Source organism: uncultured Lamprocystis sp., assembly GCF_903933125.1.
In the GTDB taxonomy this organism is placed as follows: domain Bacteria; phylum Pseudomonadota; class Gammaproteobacteria; order Chromatiales; family Chromatiaceae; genus Thiodictyon.
Map to the genome: position 1 here is coordinate 1 of NZ_CAIZIZ010000414.1, position 14,134 is coordinate 14,134.

At 62.9% G+C, this 14,134-nt stretch carries 17 protein-coding genes, 1 tRNA gene and 1 pseudogene; 13 read left to right on the forward strand and 6 right to left on the reverse strand.

The window, feature by feature from the left end; all coding sequences use genetic code 11:
- Positions 1-195 precede the first annotated feature (195 nt).
- The 7 genes from rpsU (at position 196) to QZY03_RS22045 (ending at position 5,580) form a co-directional block, all read left to right on the forward strand.
- On the forward strand, positions 196-411 hold the full coding sequence (gene rpsU, locus QZY03_RS22015) for a 30S ribosomal protein S21 (protein WP_020507204.1): 216 nt from the start codon (positions 196-198) through the stop codon (positions 409-411).
- A gap of 97 nt (positions 412-508) precedes the next feature.
- The gene (locus QZY03_RS22020; protein WP_295584631.1) at positions 509-952 is read left to right on the forward strand and encodes a GatB/YqeY domain-containing protein; all 444 of its coding nucleotides are present in this window, start codon (positions 509-511) and stop codon (positions 950-952) included.
- Positions 953-966: 14 nt separating this feature from the next.
- Complete coding sequence (gene dnaG, locus QZY03_RS22025) at positions 967-2,724, forward strand: DNA primase (RefSeq protein WP_295584632.1); 1,758 nt, start codon at positions 967-969, stop codon at positions 2,722-2,724.
- A gap of 108 nt (positions 2,725-2,832) precedes the next feature.
- Positions 2,833-4,698, forward strand: coding sequence for an RNA polymerase sigma factor RpoD (rpoD, locus tag QZY03_RS22030; RefSeq protein WP_295584633.1), 1,866 nt, complete (start codon positions 2,833-2,835; stop codon positions 4,696-4,698).
- Positions 4,699-4,886: 188 nt separating this feature from the next.
- A tRNA-Ile gene (locus tag QZY03_RS22035) sits at positions 4,887-4,962 on the forward strand.
- A 43-nt stretch (positions 4,963-5,005) separates the two neighbouring features.
- Positions 5,006-5,230 carry a DUF433 domain-containing protein gene (locus QZY03_RS22040; protein ID WP_295584634.1) on the forward strand — a complete coding sequence of 75 codons (225 nt, stop codon included), beginning with the start codon at positions 5,006-5,008 and terminating at the stop codon, positions 5,228-5,230.
- Positions 5,227-5,580 (forward strand): DUF5615 family PIN-like protein, encoded by a 354-nt coding sequence (locus QZY03_RS22045; protein ID WP_295584635.1) that lies wholly within the window; start codon positions 5,227-5,229, stop codon positions 5,578-5,580. The genes QZY03_RS22040 and QZY03_RS22045 overlap by 4 nt, the downstream gene beginning before the upstream one ends.
- A 211-nt stretch (positions 5,581-5,791) precedes the next feature.
- Here the strand turns inward: QZY03_RS22045 and QZY03_RS22050 are convergent, their stop codons facing one another.
- Positions 5,792-6,121, reverse strand: a complete 330-nt coding sequence (locus QZY03_RS22050) for a hypothetical protein (RefSeq protein ID WP_295584636.1) — start codon at positions 6,119-6,121, stop codon at positions 5,792-5,794.
- A 724-nt stretch (positions 6,122-6,845) separates the two neighbouring features.
- Between QZY03_RS22050 and QZY03_RS22055 the strand changes: the two genes are divergently transcribed.
- From QZY03_RS22055 to QZY03_RS22065, 3 genes are read left to right on the forward strand one after another with little or no spacing between them, the layout of a single operon-like run.
- A complete protein-coding gene (locus tag QZY03_RS22055) occupies positions 6,846-7,190 on the forward strand; it encodes a type II toxin-antitoxin system RelE/ParE family toxin (protein WP_295584638.1) in 345 nt (114 codons plus the stop codon).
- Positions 7,183-7,575, forward strand: coding sequence for a helix-turn-helix transcriptional regulator (locus QZY03_RS22060; RefSeq protein WP_295584640.1), 393 nt, complete (start codon positions 7,183-7,185; stop codon positions 7,573-7,575). Before QZY03_RS22055 ends, QZY03_RS22060 begins: the two co-directional genes overlap by 8 nt.
- The gene (locus QZY03_RS22065) at positions 7,550-7,993 is read left to right on the forward strand and encodes a hypothetical protein (RefSeq protein WP_020507197.1); all 444 of its coding nucleotides are present in this window, start codon (positions 7,550-7,552) and stop codon (positions 7,991-7,993) included. Before QZY03_RS22060 ends, QZY03_RS22065 begins: the two co-directional genes overlap by 26 nt.
- A 255-nt stretch (positions 7,994-8,248) precedes the next feature.
- On the opposite strand, the gene QZY03_RS22070 is transcribed toward QZY03_RS22065, so the two are convergent.
- Complete coding sequence (locus tag QZY03_RS22070) at positions 8,249-8,557, reverse strand: Arm DNA-binding domain-containing protein (RefSeq protein WP_295584641.1); 309 nt, start codon at positions 8,555-8,557, stop codon at positions 8,249-8,251.
- Between the two features lie 119 nt (positions 8,558-8,676).
- Here QZY03_RS22070 and QZY03_RS22075 point away from each other — a divergent pair, with 119 nt between their 5' ends.
- Both QZY03_RS22075 and QZY03_RS32240 read left to right on the forward strand, forming a co-directional pair.
- Positions 8,677-9,231: a YgjP-like metallopeptidase domain-containing protein gene (locus QZY03_RS22075; protein ID WP_295584642.1), complete on the forward strand. Its 555-nt coding sequence runs from the start codon at positions 8,677-8,679 to the stop codon at positions 9,229-9,231.
- 608 nt (positions 9,232-9,839) lie between these two features.
- Positions 9,840-9,905: pseudogene (locus QZY03_RS32240) on the forward strand (hypothetical protein); the annotation flags it as partial.
- A 65-nt stretch (positions 9,906-9,970) separates the two neighbouring features.
- Here QZY03_RS32240 and QZY03_RS22085 read toward each other — a convergent pair.
- The gene (locus QZY03_RS22085) at positions 9,971-11,782 is read right to left on the reverse strand and encodes a hypothetical protein (protein WP_295584644.1); all 1,812 of its coding nucleotides are present in this window, start codon (positions 11,780-11,782) and stop codon (positions 9,971-9,973) included.
- A gap of 3 nt (positions 11,783-11,785) precedes the next feature.
- Complete coding sequence (locus QZY03_RS22090) at positions 11,786-12,856, reverse strand: MoxR family ATPase (protein ID WP_020503834.1); 1,071 nt, start codon at positions 12,854-12,856, stop codon at positions 11,786-11,788.
- A 55-nt stretch (positions 12,857-12,911) separates the two neighbouring features.
- Between QZY03_RS22090 and QZY03_RS22095 the strand changes: the two genes are divergently transcribed.
- Positions 12,912-13,091, forward strand: a complete 180-nt coding sequence (locus QZY03_RS22095) for an AbrB/MazE/SpoVT family DNA-binding domain-containing protein (protein ID WP_295584646.1) — start codon at positions 12,912-12,914, stop codon at positions 13,089-13,091.
- Positions 13,092-13,513: 422 nt separating this feature from the next.
- On the opposite strand, the gene QZY03_RS22100 is transcribed toward QZY03_RS22095, so the two are convergent.
- Together QZY03_RS22100 and QZY03_RS22105 are read right to left on the reverse strand one after the other, a co-directional pair.
- Entirely contained in the window at positions 13,514-13,714 is a 201-nt protein-coding gene (locus tag QZY03_RS22100; protein WP_295584647.1) for a DUF3368 domain-containing protein, read from the reverse strand.
- A gap of 3 nt (positions 13,715-13,717) precedes the next feature.
- On the reverse strand, positions 13,718-13,957 hold the full coding sequence (locus QZY03_RS22105; protein ID WP_295584648.1) for a UPF0175 family protein: 240 nt from the start codon (positions 13,955-13,957) through the stop codon (positions 13,718-13,720).
- Between the last annotated feature and the right edge of the window lie 177 nt (positions 13,958-14,134).

Consider the following 14,134-nt stretch of genomic DNA (forward strand, 5'->3'; position numbering starts at 1 on the left):
CGATTCCCGAGATCTTAAAGAAAATCAGTGGTGCCTGCACGCCGGACCGGCTAAAGCCTCGACCTCCAGTGGCCGGAACGATGCCCAGGGCCGGCGCGCGGGCGACTGTATCCCTTGCAATCACCCCCGCGTTTCAGCTAAAATCAGCGGTCTTTATTTTCGCCTAACCTATCGTCTGGAGTCTGAAGGACATCTATGCCCAGCGTCCGCGTCAAAGATAACGAGCCCTTCGAGGTCGCCATGCGGCGGTTCAAGCGCTCCTGCGAAAAGGCAGGTGTGCTCGCCGAGGTCCGTCGCCGTGAATTCTACGAAAAGCCCACCTCCGAGCGTAAGCGCAAGAAGGCAGCGGCTGTGAAGCGTCATCACAAAAAGTTGCAGCGCGAATCGCGTCGCTGGGAACGCCCGTACTAACGGTCGCTTGGGCTCGGGGTCTCGGCCGCGGTCCGAGCCCTGCCATCCTCCCGGAAGTTCAGTCGGTCGCGGCCTGATGCCGCAGTAGGTCGAGACTATGCTCAAGGCGCAAATCCAGTCCGACATGAAGACCGCCATGAAGGCGGGTGACAAGGTCAGGCTCGGGGTGATTCGCCTCATCCTCGCTGCCGTCAAACAGCGCGAGGTCGACGAACGCATCGAGCTGGATGACGCCCAGGTGCTGGCCGTGCTCGACAAGATGGTCAAGCAGCGGCGGGATTCCATCGAGCAGTTCGGTGCGGCCGGTCGTCAGGATCTGGTCGACGTGGAGCGTTTCGAGGTCGAGGTCATCCAAGGCTACCTTCCGGCGGCCCTGAGCGAGGCCGAACTGACCGCCCTGGTCGAGTCCGCGGTGACCGCCAGCGGCGCGGCGGCCATGAGCGACATGGGTAAGGTCATGGCCGTGTTGCGGCCTCAGGTGCAAGGACGTGCCGACATGGGCGCGGTCAGCGCCATGGTGAAGCGGCGGCTCGGTGCCTGAAGCCGGCTGCGTGCATGGCCGGCAGGATTCCATCCCAATTTATCGATGATCTGCTCGCACGCACCGACATTGTCGAGTTGATCGGCGGTCGGGTGCAGTTGCGCAAGGCGGGCAAGGACTTTCAGGCCCGTTGTCCCTTTCACGACGAGAAAACCCCGTCCTTCACGGTCAGCCAGGAGAAGCAGTTTTATCACTGTTTTGGTTGTGGTGCGCATGGCACCGCCATCGGCTTTCTCATGGAGTACGACCGGCTCGGTTTCCGTGAAGCAATCGAGGAACTGGCCCACAAGGCCGGGCTTGAGGTGCCGGGCGAGGCGGCAGTGGCGCCGGTCGGCCCCGACCACGCGCCGCTGTATGCCATCCTGGATCAGGCCGCCCAGATCTTTCGCCTGCAGTTGCGTGAGCATCCGGACGCCTCCCGCGCGATCGAATATCTCAAGGGCCGCGGCCTGAGCGGCGAGATCGCCGGGCGCTATGCCTTGGGCTATGCGCCGCCCGGCTGGGATCTGCTGCTGACGCAATTGGGAGAGAGCCCGACGCAGCGCGAGCGATTGTTTCAGGCCGGTCTCATCACGGAGCAGGACGGCAAGCGCTACGACCGTTTTCGCGACCGCGTGATCTTCCCGATTCGGGACCGCCGCGGGCGCGTGATCGGTTTCGGCGGGCGGGTGCTCGGCGACGGCAAGCCCAAATATCTCAACTCCCCGGAGACACCGGTCTTCCACAAGGGGCGCGAGCTCTATGGGCTTTACGAAGTCCAGCAGGCGCGGCGCAAACTTGAACGGCTGCTGGTGGTCGAAGGGTACATGGATGTCATTGCGCTCGCGCAGTTCGGCATCGACTACGCGGTTGCCACTCTGGGCACGGCAACCACTGTCGACCACCTCCAGGTGCTGCTGCGCTCGGCGCCGGAGTTGGTGTTTTGCTTCGACGGCGACCGTGCCGGGCGCGACGCGGCCTGGAAGGCATTGGAAACGGCCTTGAACCACCGTCTGGTGACCGGCAGTCAGTCGCTGCGGTTTCTTTTTCTGCCGGATGGCGAGGACCCGGACACCCTGATTCGCGCCGAGGGTCAGGCGGCTTTCGAGCAGCGGCTCGCCCGCGCCCAGCCGCTCGACGAGTACCTTTTCGAGCACCTGTCCGCTCATGTGGATATGGTCAGCCGGGATGGTCGCGCCCGTCTGGTGGATCTGGCGAAACCCTTGATTGAGAAAGTAGGCGCCGGCATCTACCGGGCTAAGTTGGAAGGTACGCTGGCGACGCATGAGGCCGAGGCGAGGATGGCGCCGAGCGCCGGTGCCCGTCGCAGCCGTCCACGCCGCGGGGTGACCCCGGTCCAGCGGCCGACGCGGCCGAGTCGGGTGGCGCAGGCCATCGCGCTCTTGCTCGACCACCCCGAGCTGGCGCCCGCGGCCGCGGAACAGGCCGACGACTGGCGTCGACTGGAGAATCCGGGAGTCGCTGTCCTGGCCCAGTTGCTCGATGCGATCACCGCGTATCCGGGCATCAATAAGGCGACTCTGATGGAGCGCTGGCGCGACCATCCGCACTTTGAGTATCTCCAGCGACTGAGCGTGGAACCCTTTCTGCGTGACGTCCCGGAGGAGGGACTGGCGGCGGAGTTGATCGGCGCACTGCAGGGGCTGAGCAAAGACGTGCGGGACGCCGAGCGCTTGCAGCCGCTGAATCGGCGTAGCACCGCGGAGTGGAGCGACGAGATGCGCGAGCAAATGGATCGTGACCACGCCCAGGCGCGGACACGTCTGCGCTAGAACGCTGAAAAATTTAAGAGAGCTTGACATTCTGTGCTAGAATGCGTAGTTCCGCGCACGGCCTCAAGTCTGCCTGATAACTCTCCCAGAGAACGGCAAAGGTAACCCATGGATCAAGAACAGCACCAGTCCCAGCTGAAGCAGCTGATCGCCAAAGGCAAAGAGCAGGGTTTCCTGACCTATTCCGAGGTGAACGACCATCTGCCCCCCGGCATCGTCGAGCCCGAGCAGATCGAAGACATCGTTCGCATGATCAACGACATGGGGATCATGGTCCATGAGTCCGCCCCTGACATCATCGACCAGACCCTGACGGACAATGCCGTTTCGGACGACGATGCCGCCGAGGCCGCCGCCGCCGCCCTGGCCAGTGTCGACAGCGAGTTCGGACGCACCACTGACCCCGTGCGCATGTACATGCGCGAGATGGGCACGGTCGAATTGCTGACGCGCGAGGGCGAACTGAAGATCGCCAAGCGCATCGAGGAGGGCCTCAATCAGGTTCTGTCCTCCCTGTCCGTCTACCCCCGGTCGGTCCAGAAACTGATCGAAATCTTCGATCGGGTCGAACGCGAACAAACCCGGCTGGCCGACGTCATCTCCGGGTTCAACGACCCCGATGCCGAACCGGTGCCGGCTCCGGTGCCGGCTCCGGTGGCGGCACCGGTGCCGGAGGTCGTGGCCGAAGCGGATACCGAGTCGGATATCGAAGAGCCGGCCTCCGAAGACGATGAGGAAGCCGTGGCCGTCGCCGATACCGGGCCGGACCCGGTCGAAGTCGCGCGCCGGGTGCAACTGCTGCGTGATCGCTTCGACGTGCTCAAGGTCAACCTCGAACAGTACGGACGGGACGACCCCCGCTCGCGGGCCGCCATGGCCGAGGTCTCCGAGGTCTTCCTGCAGTTCAAACTGGTCGCCAACGTCTTTCAGGAGCTTGCCGAGATCCTGCGCGGCACCATCTCGCGCATCCGCTCCCAGGAAAAGGCGATCATGGGCGCCTGCGTCGACCAGGCCGGCATGCCCCGCAAGGAATTCATTGAGAGCTTCCCGGATAACGAGACCAACCCCCAGTGGCTGGAGCAGCAGCTCGCCGCGACGCGGCCCTTCGCCGCGCGTCTGGTGGAGTTTTCTCACGATGTCCGCCGCGCCCAGCGCAAGCTCCAGGAAGTCGAGCGCGAAAACTTCCTGACCGTCGGCGAGATCAAGGAAGTCAATCGCAAGATGTCCATCGGCGAGGCCAAGGCCCGCCGCGCCAAGAAAGAAATGGTCGAGGCCAACCTGCGTCTGGTCATCTCCATCGCCAAGAAGTATACGAATCGCGGGCTTCAGTTCCTGGACCTGATCCAGGAGGGCAACATCGGCCTGATGAAGGCGGTCGACAAGTTCGAATACCGTCGCGGCTACAAGTTCTCGACCTATGCCACCTGGTGGATTCGCCAGGCGATCACCCGCTCCATTGCGGATCAGGCGCGCACCATTCGCATTCCGGTGCACATGATCGAGACCATCAACAAGCTCAACCGCATCTCCCGGCAGATGATCCAGGAAATGGGCCGTGAGGCCACCCCGGAAGAGCTGGCCGCGCGCATGGAAATGCCTGAGGACAAAGTCCGCAAGGTGCTCAAGATCGCCAAGGAACCGATCTCCATGGAGACCCCGATCGGCGACGACGAGGACTCGCATCTGGGCGACTTCATCGAGGACTCCGGCGTCATCTCCCCGGTCGAGTCCGCCACCATGGCCGGTCTGCGCGAGGCCACCCAGAACATGCTGGCCAGCCTCACCTCGCGTGAAGCCAAGGTCCTGCGTATGCGCTTCGGCATCGACATGAATACCGACCACACGCTCGAAGAAGTCGGCAAACAGTTCGACGTCACCCGCGAGCGCATTCGTCAGATCGAAGCCAAGGCACTACGCAAGCTGCGTCACCCGACCCGTTCCGAGAAGCTCAAGAGTTTCCTCGATACCGAGTGATGTTCGTGGCGATGGCCGTCGTAGCTGATCGCCGGTCACGGCGTAGGGGCGGGTTTGAAACCCGCCCCTACACCCGGTTATCGCGTTCGACGCCTGTATAAGACCACGAAACTCATCGTGGCGAATCCAAGACGGCAGGAATGCCGATATAATCGATGCACCATGGACGGTCAGCCAAACTGCTTTACGGGCCGTTAGCTCAGCGGTTAGAGCAGGGGACTCATAATCCCTTGGTCCTAGGTTCAAATCCTAGACGGCCCACCATTCCCTCAAGCGCTAATGAGTCTGGGGACCCGGGAGTCCAGCGATGATCGAGCAAATTACCATGGACCCGGCCATCTGCCACGGCAAGCCTTGCATCCGAGGACTCCGCTACCCGGTCGAGACGGTCTTGGAGTGGCTTGCGGGCGGCATGAGCATCGACGACATCCTAGCCGACTACGAGGATCTGACCCGCGAAGACATTCTTGCCGCCTTGGCCTTTGCCGCTCGGATTGCCCACACTAAGCACCTCGTCCCGCTGGCCGCATGAGATTCGTCGTCGATGCCCAATTGCCTAAGCGTCTGGCGCGCTGGCTGGCGGCACGCGGTCATGACGCCTTGCACACGCTCGATCTGGCGGGAGGAAATCGGACTTCGGACGCTGCGATCACTGAGTTCGCCTGCAGGGATGATCGGATCGTGGTCACTAAAGACGCCGATTTCGTCAATTCACACCTTCTCCAAGGGCGTCCGGCCCGGTTATTGTTGATTGCGACTGGAAATTTGGGGAATGCGGATCTGGAGCGTTTGCTGTGCGAAAATATCCAGGCCGTGGAAACCGCGTTGGAATCTCATCATTTTATCGAGTTGCACCGTGACTTACTGATCATTCACGAGTGATCGGGTCGCTCAACAAGGGGTCATATGTGGCGCTCGGCGTCAGGGACCTGCCGCGCGTCGGGAGTGCGGCAATGGGGGGCCGACAACGCGACCACCCGATGGTCGAGATGGCGATAGTGATTCAACGGTCGCATGCCAGGGTGGCCGTGATTTGAACCCTGCCGCCGGAGCCTGTTCCTGGCCAACCGAGCCGCATCAGCCTTTACCCGGCTTAGCGGTGTTGTTTGGCTGGTCTCTCGGGGATGGCGCGATCCTCGATCGGCAGGGCCGCAATGACCGTCGCATCGGACTTGGGCAATCCGATGGCCCTTGCGGTGGCGTTGTTGAAGTGAACGAATCGCGCAGCGGGTGTCGTGGTCGAGCCATTCTCCTTCGCCAGCCGGACAACGTGGCTGTTAACCGCGCCATTCAGGTGACCTGTGGCAACAGCTAAATCCCGGCTTGTGGCTTGCGTCGCGGCGGCGTCATGGCTGGGGTCAGAATTGCGGGCAGGTTCGCCCGGCCGGCCGCGCGGGGCCGGTGCGTTGGTGAAGGTATCCATGATCAAGCTGCCCGCCCTTGATCCATCCTATCTCGTCGGGATTTCCACCCAGGCGGGTAAGAGTCATCCCCTGCGACGTTTCTTTGACGATGGGCGCATCTGATAAGCGGATTGCAAGGATGTCGTCGTCGGCGTAGCAAATGGTTTTCATCTGTTCGGCCCATGCTTCCAGGACCTTGCGCTTCTCAACTGCGGACCGCAGCGACGGGCGGCCAGTGCCGCGCGGATCGCGGAAATCCCACCCTCGCGGACAACAACGGCATTGCGCCGGGCGGCGGTTTCCGCTCGGGTCGGTGGGCGATCCTCGCCGGGCGCCTCAGCGATCAGCTTTTCCCAACTTCAGCGTTCGCGGGAAAGCCCTTTTGCAAAGTATCAGATTTCATGCTTGTTCGCCTTGCGTAGGCTGATGACGTGTAAGTATTAGCCTCGCTCTGTGTAAGTTAGGTGCACGACAACGCCGATGAGGAAACCTAGTATCATCTTGCAAACTGAATTAACAGAATTCGGTATAAATCAACTAAATTGTTAGCATGGTAAGACCGCCGGGGGTGATCTGGTGCGACTCTTGATCTTCGCGGGGCATGTGGGGGGCGGGAGAGACGGAAGACGCTGGCCCTTGAAACTTTCTTCACTTGTACTTAACTTATGAGTTAAAATTTTGCGGCTACGGATCTTGGAGCATGTAAATCGACGGATTGTCGCCTGCGTCTTGGGCGATGACTGTGTGCTGACGTTCTTGCAGGAGCAGCCAGCCAACATGGCGGCAAGCGCAAAGGGCTTCAAAGCGCTGTTCCGGCGGTACGCAGAACATGGGCGCCAAGGCTTGACGGAAGAGCAGTTCCACCTGGCAAACCGCGAAGAGAGCATCTGGGAATTTCGCAAGGGCGCCTTGCGTGTGTTCTGCTTCATGGACAATGAAGAACACCTGACGGTGCTGACACACGGCACCGTCAAGATGTCCCAGAAGGTGAAACCCGCCGAGGTAACCGCGGCGGTCGCTGCGAAAAACCGATATCTGACCGCAAAGAAGGTCGGACAAATCGACCTTGTGGAGAACGACAATGAGTGAGATGGCCGCCCTTAAGTGGTATCGCGATCTCGCCGACGATACCGACTATCTGACCGAAGACGCTAAGATCGGGTTTGCCGTGTGCGTTGAGCGACGCATGAAACAGCAAGGCATATCCAAGACTGAACTCGCGCACAGGCTAGGAACCAGTCAAGCCTATGTCACCAAAATTCTGCGCGGCGACAGCAACCTGACAATCAAGAGCATGGTCGAACTTGCCGCCGCGGTAGACGGGGCGCTCCATTTGCACCTTACGCCGCGATACGCGCGCGTGCAGTGGCTTGGTATCGTGCAGAACGAACCGGAGCCGATTGCCGCTGCCGCGTCGGTTTGGGCGAACCATGCCACCAAGGGGGCGCATGGATACCTTCCCGTTGCAGCTTGACCGCTATTTCTTCACGGAAACAGTAGTCAGGGCCAACCCCGGCCACGTCCCGACCGGCCCGAGCGACGGCAGCCTGATCGTGCCAACGCTGTCGTGCTCGCCGATCGAAGGTAGGGAGGACGCTTTCGCCCTGGAATTGACCGTCACGCTTGACGAATCCAAAAGCGAAAACCCACCTTACTTCTTTTCGATCAATGCCTTTGCTATCTTGGTTGCCGCCCCTGATCTGCCCCGCGAGGAAGCGCTCCCAATGGCGCAAGAGAGCGGGTTTATCATGCTGATAGGGGCGATCCGCGAACACCTTGCTGGCATCACGGCCCGTGGGCCATGGGGTCCTTTTTTGTTCGGGCCGATGACTTACCAGCAAACCGCTGCCCTTAACCAGATTCCGGCTTCTGAAGATTCGCCTGACTGCTGACCCTTAGACTCCACCCAAGTGACATCCCCGACCCGGTTCCGCGATCCCAGCGATACCCGAGACATCCGAGATATCCGCCCCAAGACTGGCAACCCGGCCCGGTTTCGACCCCATTTTTTCTTAACTGCGCCGTAAGTGCGCCTTGAACTCGTGGCGCACTTGTCTAATGTTTGTAAAACATGTACTTGATGTTATGAAACACATGATGGTTAATCCCTTGGCCCTAGGTTCAAGTCCTAGACGGCCCACCATTCCTCAGGCGGCTTTTCTGGTATCCAGCAGCGCCGGTAACAACCCGGCTTCGCGCGCTTCCAGGACAACCAATTCAACCAGATTTCCGCCCGCATCGAATGACAGGTTGATATTGCGTGCGTCCTTGAGGGTGACCGCTGGATACTGCCCCAAAGTCATGCGTCGCTTCTTGCCTTGCAACGTGTAGATGAAGAAAAACGCCTTACCCCCATCGCGCGAGACGCGGACCCCGAAGCCTTGCCCTTCGCGCACGTCGTAACGGGCGGCCTGGGGCGTTAGGTTTTTCACGTACAGGTCTGAGAATTTCGGCATGGCGTCCGGTCCGGGGTTCCTCTTGGGATTCCTCACTTGGGGCGGTTACGGGTGCAATACTCTGTTCCAGTCTATTTCTGCTCCACTTTCGAGCGCGCACCCGGGCCGAGGCCATAACGATGACGACGATGAAGTACCTCTCCGCCTATCCCGAGCCGCTGGTCTCCCAGGTGCGCCGGCTCATAGACGAGGGCCGGCTCGCCCCGCTGCTGGCGAGGCGCTACCCGGCGGCGCACGGGGTGCGCACCGACGCGGCGCTCTACGCCTACGTCAGCGAACTCAAGGCGGCCTTCATGCGCAAGGCGGAGCCGCTGTCGCGGGTGAACTACGACAACCGGCTGCACGTGGTCCGGCACGCGCTCGGCACCCACACCGCCATCTCGCGGGTGCAGGGCGGCCGGCTCAAGGCCAAGCGCGAGATCCGCATCGCCGGCCTGTTCCGCGACCTGCCCGTTGAGTTCTTGCGCATGATCGTGGTGCACGAGCTCGCCCACCTGAAAGAACGGGAGCACGACAAGGCGTTCTACCAGTTGTGTGCCCACATGGAACCTGGCTACGGTCAGTACGAGTTCGACCTGCGGGCGTATCTGTGCCATCTGGAGGCGGGCGGTGAGGCCCTGTGGCCGGTCTGCCGACCAAGTCTTGCCGAGATGGCAAACGCACCCCAACGGTGACAAGGACGCCACGCGTCATACGGCGTGCCGTTCACTGTTGGTCCGGGCACGGAATCGTCGACAGCGGTAGAAACATCGGTATCAGCTCCGGGCGATCGAGCAGGACACCCACGACCACCGACACCGACTCAAACCCATAGCGAAGATAGAACGCCCGTGCCTCGGGCTTCGCGTCGACCACGACGCCGACGCCGACGCCGAATCGTAAAGCTCATTGGGATTCGCTTCCGACAGCGCATGGCGCCGAGCGCCGAAGCGTGCGTAGCACTGCGGAGCGGTGCTACGAGTGCGGAAACGCCTGTCTAACCGTGGTGAAGGTAGAACGCCAAGGCGGCCTCTTCCTTGGCGTCCACGTTCATGGCAAAGGCTGCGATCTCCGAACGAGCGGCACGTGCCAAAGCGTCGGCCAATCAGGCGCTGCCGAGACCTTGGCCGCGGCAGGCTTGATCGACGGCCAGGCGTCCCAGCCGAACAGCGGGGATCGATGGGTAACGGGGAGCCTTCGGGCGGTTTCGGGAGGAGGCCAGGTGGGCACGGCCGCGGTGCAGCGCAGCGCGGATCTGGACCAGGCGCTGCTGACCAAGCGTGAGCGCGAGGTGCTGCGGCTCATGGCCCAGGGTTGGCGTACCAAAGAGATCGCCGAAACTCCGGGCATCAGCGCCAAGACGGTGGAGACCTACCGCGCCCGGATCATGATGACGCTGCGGATCGACACCCCGGCCGGCCTGGTGCGCTTCTTTCATTTCACTGTAAACACCTCCCCCTTGGGCGCGAACGGCAGGCGCCGGCCCTCCGGCAGCAGGAAGGCGTGGTCGAAGACGATCTCCACCGCGTCCTCGCAATCCCCATCCGTAATCACCAACAGCGGGCCCTGCCGGGGAAACTCGCCGCGCTCGGCGAGACGGCGGAGGCAATCGACTCCCGGTTGCAGCACGGTGCCGCCCCGACCTTTCAGCGTAAAACGCTCCAGCAGGCGTTCCGGTTCCACCCAACCGCTGTCATACGCGGCGGCATCGCAACACACCAGGCGGACTGCATACACGTCACGGGCGAGACTGTAGCTTGCGACGGCGCCCAGCGCCTTGCCCAGCAGTTGTGGCGGCATCGATCCGGAGGTGTCGAGCACCACGCCAAAGACCCGGCTCTTGCGCTCCTCCTCCGGCGGTTTCAGTGGTGACGGCCGGGGGATGCCGGGGGTGGCGGACTGGCGGCGCGAGGGTCGGGCGTAGCTCCGGCGCACTTCCGGCGGCGGAAACCGCTCGTCGAACCAGTCCGCCAGCCGCACATCCCAGGGGATCGGCGGTTGGCTGAGGCTGCGGATCTCCTCGATCAGCCCCGCCGGGATGGTGCCGCGCCCGCCGCCGAACAGACACCGCTCCAGCCCTTGCGCCAGGGCGCGGCGGCAGTAGTCCTCGGCGTCCACAAAGGGTCCGTCCCGTGCCTCGCCCACCATATCCGGCTGGCCGGGGCCGCGCAGCGTGGCGAGTTTGCGGGCGCGGCGCAGATCGCGCGCCAGCAGATCGTAGACCTCTTCCGCGCTGTGCTTGGTCAAGGCGGCATCGTGCAATAGCCCCAACGCGGGCGGCGTCCCGACACCCATGTCGATCAGCCAGGCGTTGATCAGGAAATCGCAGGCGACATTCCACAGCAAGGGGTCGCGCCCGCGCCGCCGGGAAGCGTGGTTCAATCCGGCATGCAGCAACTCGTGAGCGAAGACAAAGAGCGCCTCCGCATGGGTCAGGCGTGCCGCCGGGTTCATCCAAATCCTTCTGGCCCCGACATCGATGGCCGCCACCTGGATGTCGTACTGCCGGCATTGCGCCAAGCCTTCCTCCAGGTCGAAACCAGCGGCCAGGGCGCCCAGCAAGGGATAGCTGTCCATCAACCGGCGCTTGGCTCGCTGGGCCGGGCTGTCGGCCACGGTGACCTGGCCGGCCGCGGTCTCCCGCCCCCCGACCACCCGCAAGGCGCGGCCCACCCCTTGGGCGATGCCCTCCGCCAGCAAGGCGGGCCAGTCCGGCGGCTTGCGCCACCGGTCGCTGCCCTGGACGTCGAGCCCCACGAACAGCGGCCGGTCCGCGCACCACCACCGATGCAACTGTGCCAGGGACGGCTCCAGTCCATCGGCACACCAACGGCGGAACAAGGCGTCCTCGCCTCCGGCAGGAACCAGGACCGGCCCGTGCCACAAGACCTCCGGCAGTTGCCCCAGTTTCAACTCCTCGCAGAACCGCTCGGCACTGAGCAGGCAGGCGGTCTCCCAGAAGTCCTGCGGCGGACGCCCGCGCACCATGCCGAAGCCCAGACAGACCGCGGCGATGCCGATCACCCGCGCCCATTCCTCGGGTGCCGCGCGCCGGGTCGGATGCAGATACACCGACCCCTTGGGCGTGACGGCCAGCCAGCCCTGATCAGCGACAAACTGGTGGGGTTTGTCGGGTATGAAATGGATGTCCCCGAGCAAGGGCAACAGCACCGCCTTCTCCCGCAGCAAGGCGATCCCGGCATCGCGGGCCGCTTGCGCCGGATCGGGGCGTCGCGGGCGGGCCATGGTTCAGGCCTTGGCCTTGTCGTGTCCGGCCAGACGCGGCAGGTCGCGAGCGACCTCCACCAGGAACCAGGTCGGCAGGCGTCGTCCCTCGTCATCTTCCGCCAACACCGACTGGGCGATCTCGACACTGATGCGGGCCAGCTCTTTGAGCCGGTCTTTGGCGCGCATCGCCAATTGCTGGTGCTCGCCCCGCCGGTCGGCCTCGTCCTGCGGCAACTCTTTACGCAGTAGTCCGCGCAGCGACTGCGCCAGGAAATAGAGGATATCGCGATCACCGGGCGCATCCGGCCAATGCGCGTCGCCTTTGAGGATGGCGGCGAGAGTATGCTTCTGCTGGATTTGCTTCAGGAACCCCTTGAATTGGCCGGCATGGGGTGGACTGAGCAGGCCGAACGCCAAGGCCTCCAGCAAGGTATTGTCCATGGTGCCGCTGAACGAATGCAGCGCGTCCGACAGCATGTGCCAGGAGCGCGGCGTGGAAAACGGCTCCTCATGCTTCGGCGGCTCGCTCCATAGATGATCCGGCCGCAGTTGCAGGTACTCGACCACCCAGGGATGGATACCGCCCTGATTGATCGCCCAGTCCAGCCACTGCCGATGATCGGCGCGCAAATGGATATGGGCGAGGCGGTTGATCAGCGCGGAGGGCATCGGCTTGACGATGGCCGCATCCTTGGCGCGGTTGCCGGCCCCGATCACCAGCGTGCCCTGCGGCAACCGATACTCGCCCACCCGTTGATCCAGGATCAGGGAATAAAAGGCCTTTTGGATTTCATGGCTGGCGGCATTGAGCTCGTCCAGAAACAGCACGAAGGGCTCCCGACGCACAATATTGGCGGGCGGAAAAAAGCGCGAACAATCGCCGTCGATCTGCGGTACCCCCAGCAAGTCCTCGGGGGCCAGTTGGCTGCCCAACAAGGACACGCATTCCAGCCCCAGTTCCTTGGCGAAGCGGTTGACCAGGGCGGTCTTGCCGATGCCCGGCGCGCCCCACAAGAACACCGGGCGCACCACGGCGACATTCAGCAGGAACTCGAAGGCTTGGTTCAGGGTGAGTTGGATGGCGGGGTTCATCTGAAGATCGAAAATGGCGCGACGATGGTGAATTTCAACCAGGGGCGTCTGGTTGATGGTAATCACGCTCGACGCGGACGAGGCGACCATTCGCAAGGACGGCGAGCGTCTGATCGTCGAACCGGTGAAGCGCCGGCCGGACCTCGCCACCCTGCTCGCCGGGTGGGCGTCGCTCGATGAACTCTTCCCTGACGCGGACGAGGGACTGTTGCCCCTGGATGATATCCGCCTCTAAGCCATGGACGGGCTGCGCTACCTGCTCGATACGAACATCCTCTCCGCGCTGATCCGGCAACCCCAGGGGCCGGTCGCCAAGATGCTCGCCCGGCGCGGCTACGGCACCGTCTGCATCATTGGTCTCCTGAAGTCGATTCCGGGCGGGTTTCCCGGCCGGTTAAGACGATTTCCGACAATTTGGATACCGGTAAGTGTAGGTGCGACTTCAGTCGCACCTACATACGAATCGATGGTGGGTGGTTCCGGTGTTCCGTAAACCACCTTAAGTACATGGCACCTGCCAAACGCCGATCCGCGGAACGCTGTCGATCGGAGTTTGTCGTCCGACTGGGCCTGGCTGGCAACCCGGCCGCGGGGTTCGCCTGAAGCCCGACCTACCGCGGGTCGCGCCACCGCCCAACAGTTCAATCCGGACGGAATTCATGGCTCTCCGGCCTCCCGTAGCGCCCGCTCGACGATCGCCTTGCTAAGTCTGAACCCGGCCTTGGCGCGCAGTTCGTCCAGCACGGGCTTCACCGCCTGGATCAACCCGCGGCGCTTGGCCTCGATGAGGATGCCGATGGCGGCCAGGTTCGTGATCGCCGTGGTGTCGCTGACATGGATCTCGGCCGCCTTGCTCATCGGTTAGAGACCCGAACGCAGGGTCGCCAAATCGTCGTCCAGGCTGTGCTCCGGATAGCTCAGATCCACGCCTTCGGTGCTGAGCAGGCGCTGAAACTCGATCTCCGACAGCCGGGTCATCTTGCAGCCGTGGCCGACCGTGATCCGGCCGTGCCGATAGAGCGCGACGGCAAGCGCCCGCAGCAGGACATCCTCGGTAAGACCCGGATCGGCGATGGCTTCTTCAGGGATGGATAATTGCATTGGTCATTCTCCAAGCGTCGATGTGGTTGATTCGATTCAGCAATTCCAAATTTGGGCGGCACCGCGCGACCTCTGGTGGATGCGGCGCGCGCGACCGCCGTGCCGAGTCCCTGAGACCGAGCGGCGCGCCTTATCCACCCTACAACGGAGCCGGTTTCGTAGGGTGGATAAGCGCAG

Bases quoted from the DNA above. Each gene is read 5' to 3' on its own strand.
- rpsU (WP_020507204.1), top strand. From the start codon at position 196: ATGCCCAGCGTCCGCGTCAAAGATAACGAGCCCTTCGAGGTCGCCATG.
- QZY03_RS22020 (WP_295584631.1), top strand. From the start codon at position 509: ATGCTCAAGGCGCAAATCCAGTCCGACATGAAGACCGCCATGAAGGCG.
- dnaG (WP_295584632.1), top strand. From the start codon at position 967: ATGGCCGGCAGGATTCCATCCCAATTTATCGATGATCTGCTCGCACGC.
- rpoD (WP_295584633.1), top strand. From the start codon at position 2,833: ATGGATCAAGAACAGCACCAGTCCCAGCTGAAGCAGCTGATCGCCAAA.
- QZY03_RS22040 (WP_295584634.1), top strand. From the start codon at position 5,006: ATGATCGAGCAAATTACCATGGACCCGGCCATCTGCCACGGCAAGCCT.
- QZY03_RS22045 (WP_295584635.1), top strand. From the start codon at position 5,227: ATGAGATTCGTCGTCGATGCCCAATTGCCTAAGCGTCTGGCGCGCTGG.
- QZY03_RS22050 (WP_295584636.1), bottom strand. From the start codon at position 6,121: ATGGATACCTTCACCAACGCACCGGCCCCGCGCGGCCGGCCGGGCGAA.
- QZY03_RS22060 (WP_295584640.1), top strand. From the start codon at position 7,183: ATGAGTGAGATGGCCGCCCTTAAGTGGTATCGCGATCTCGCCGACGAT.
- QZY03_RS22065 (WP_020507197.1), top strand. From the start codon at position 7,550: ATGGATACCTTCCCGTTGCAGCTTGACCGCTATTTCTTCACGGAAACA.
- QZY03_RS22070 (WP_295584641.1), bottom strand. From the start codon at position 8,557: ATGCCGAAATTCTCAGACCTGTACGTGAAAAACCTAACGCCCCAGGCC.
- QZY03_RS22075 (WP_295584642.1), top strand. From the start codon at position 8,677: ATGACGACGATGAAGTACCTCTCCGCCTATCCCGAGCCGCTGGTCTCC.
- QZY03_RS22085 (WP_295584644.1), bottom strand. From the start codon at position 11,782: ATGGCCCGCCCGCGACGCCCCGATCCGGCGCAAGCGGCCCGCGATGCC.
- QZY03_RS22090 (WP_020503834.1), bottom strand. From the start codon at position 12,856: ATGAACCCCGCCATCCAACTCACCCTGAACCAAGCCTTCGAGTTCCTG.
- QZY03_RS22095 (WP_295584646.1), top strand. From the start codon at position 12,912: ATGGTAATCACGCTCGACGCGGACGAGGCGACCATTCGCAAGGACGGC.
- QZY03_RS22100 (WP_295584647.1), bottom strand. From the start codon at position 13,714: ATGAGCAAGGCGGCCGAGATCCATGTCAGCGACACCACGGCGATCACG.
- QZY03_RS22105 (WP_295584648.1), bottom strand. From the start codon at position 13,957: ATGCAATTATCCATCCCTGAAGAAGCCATCGCCGATCCGGGTCTTACC.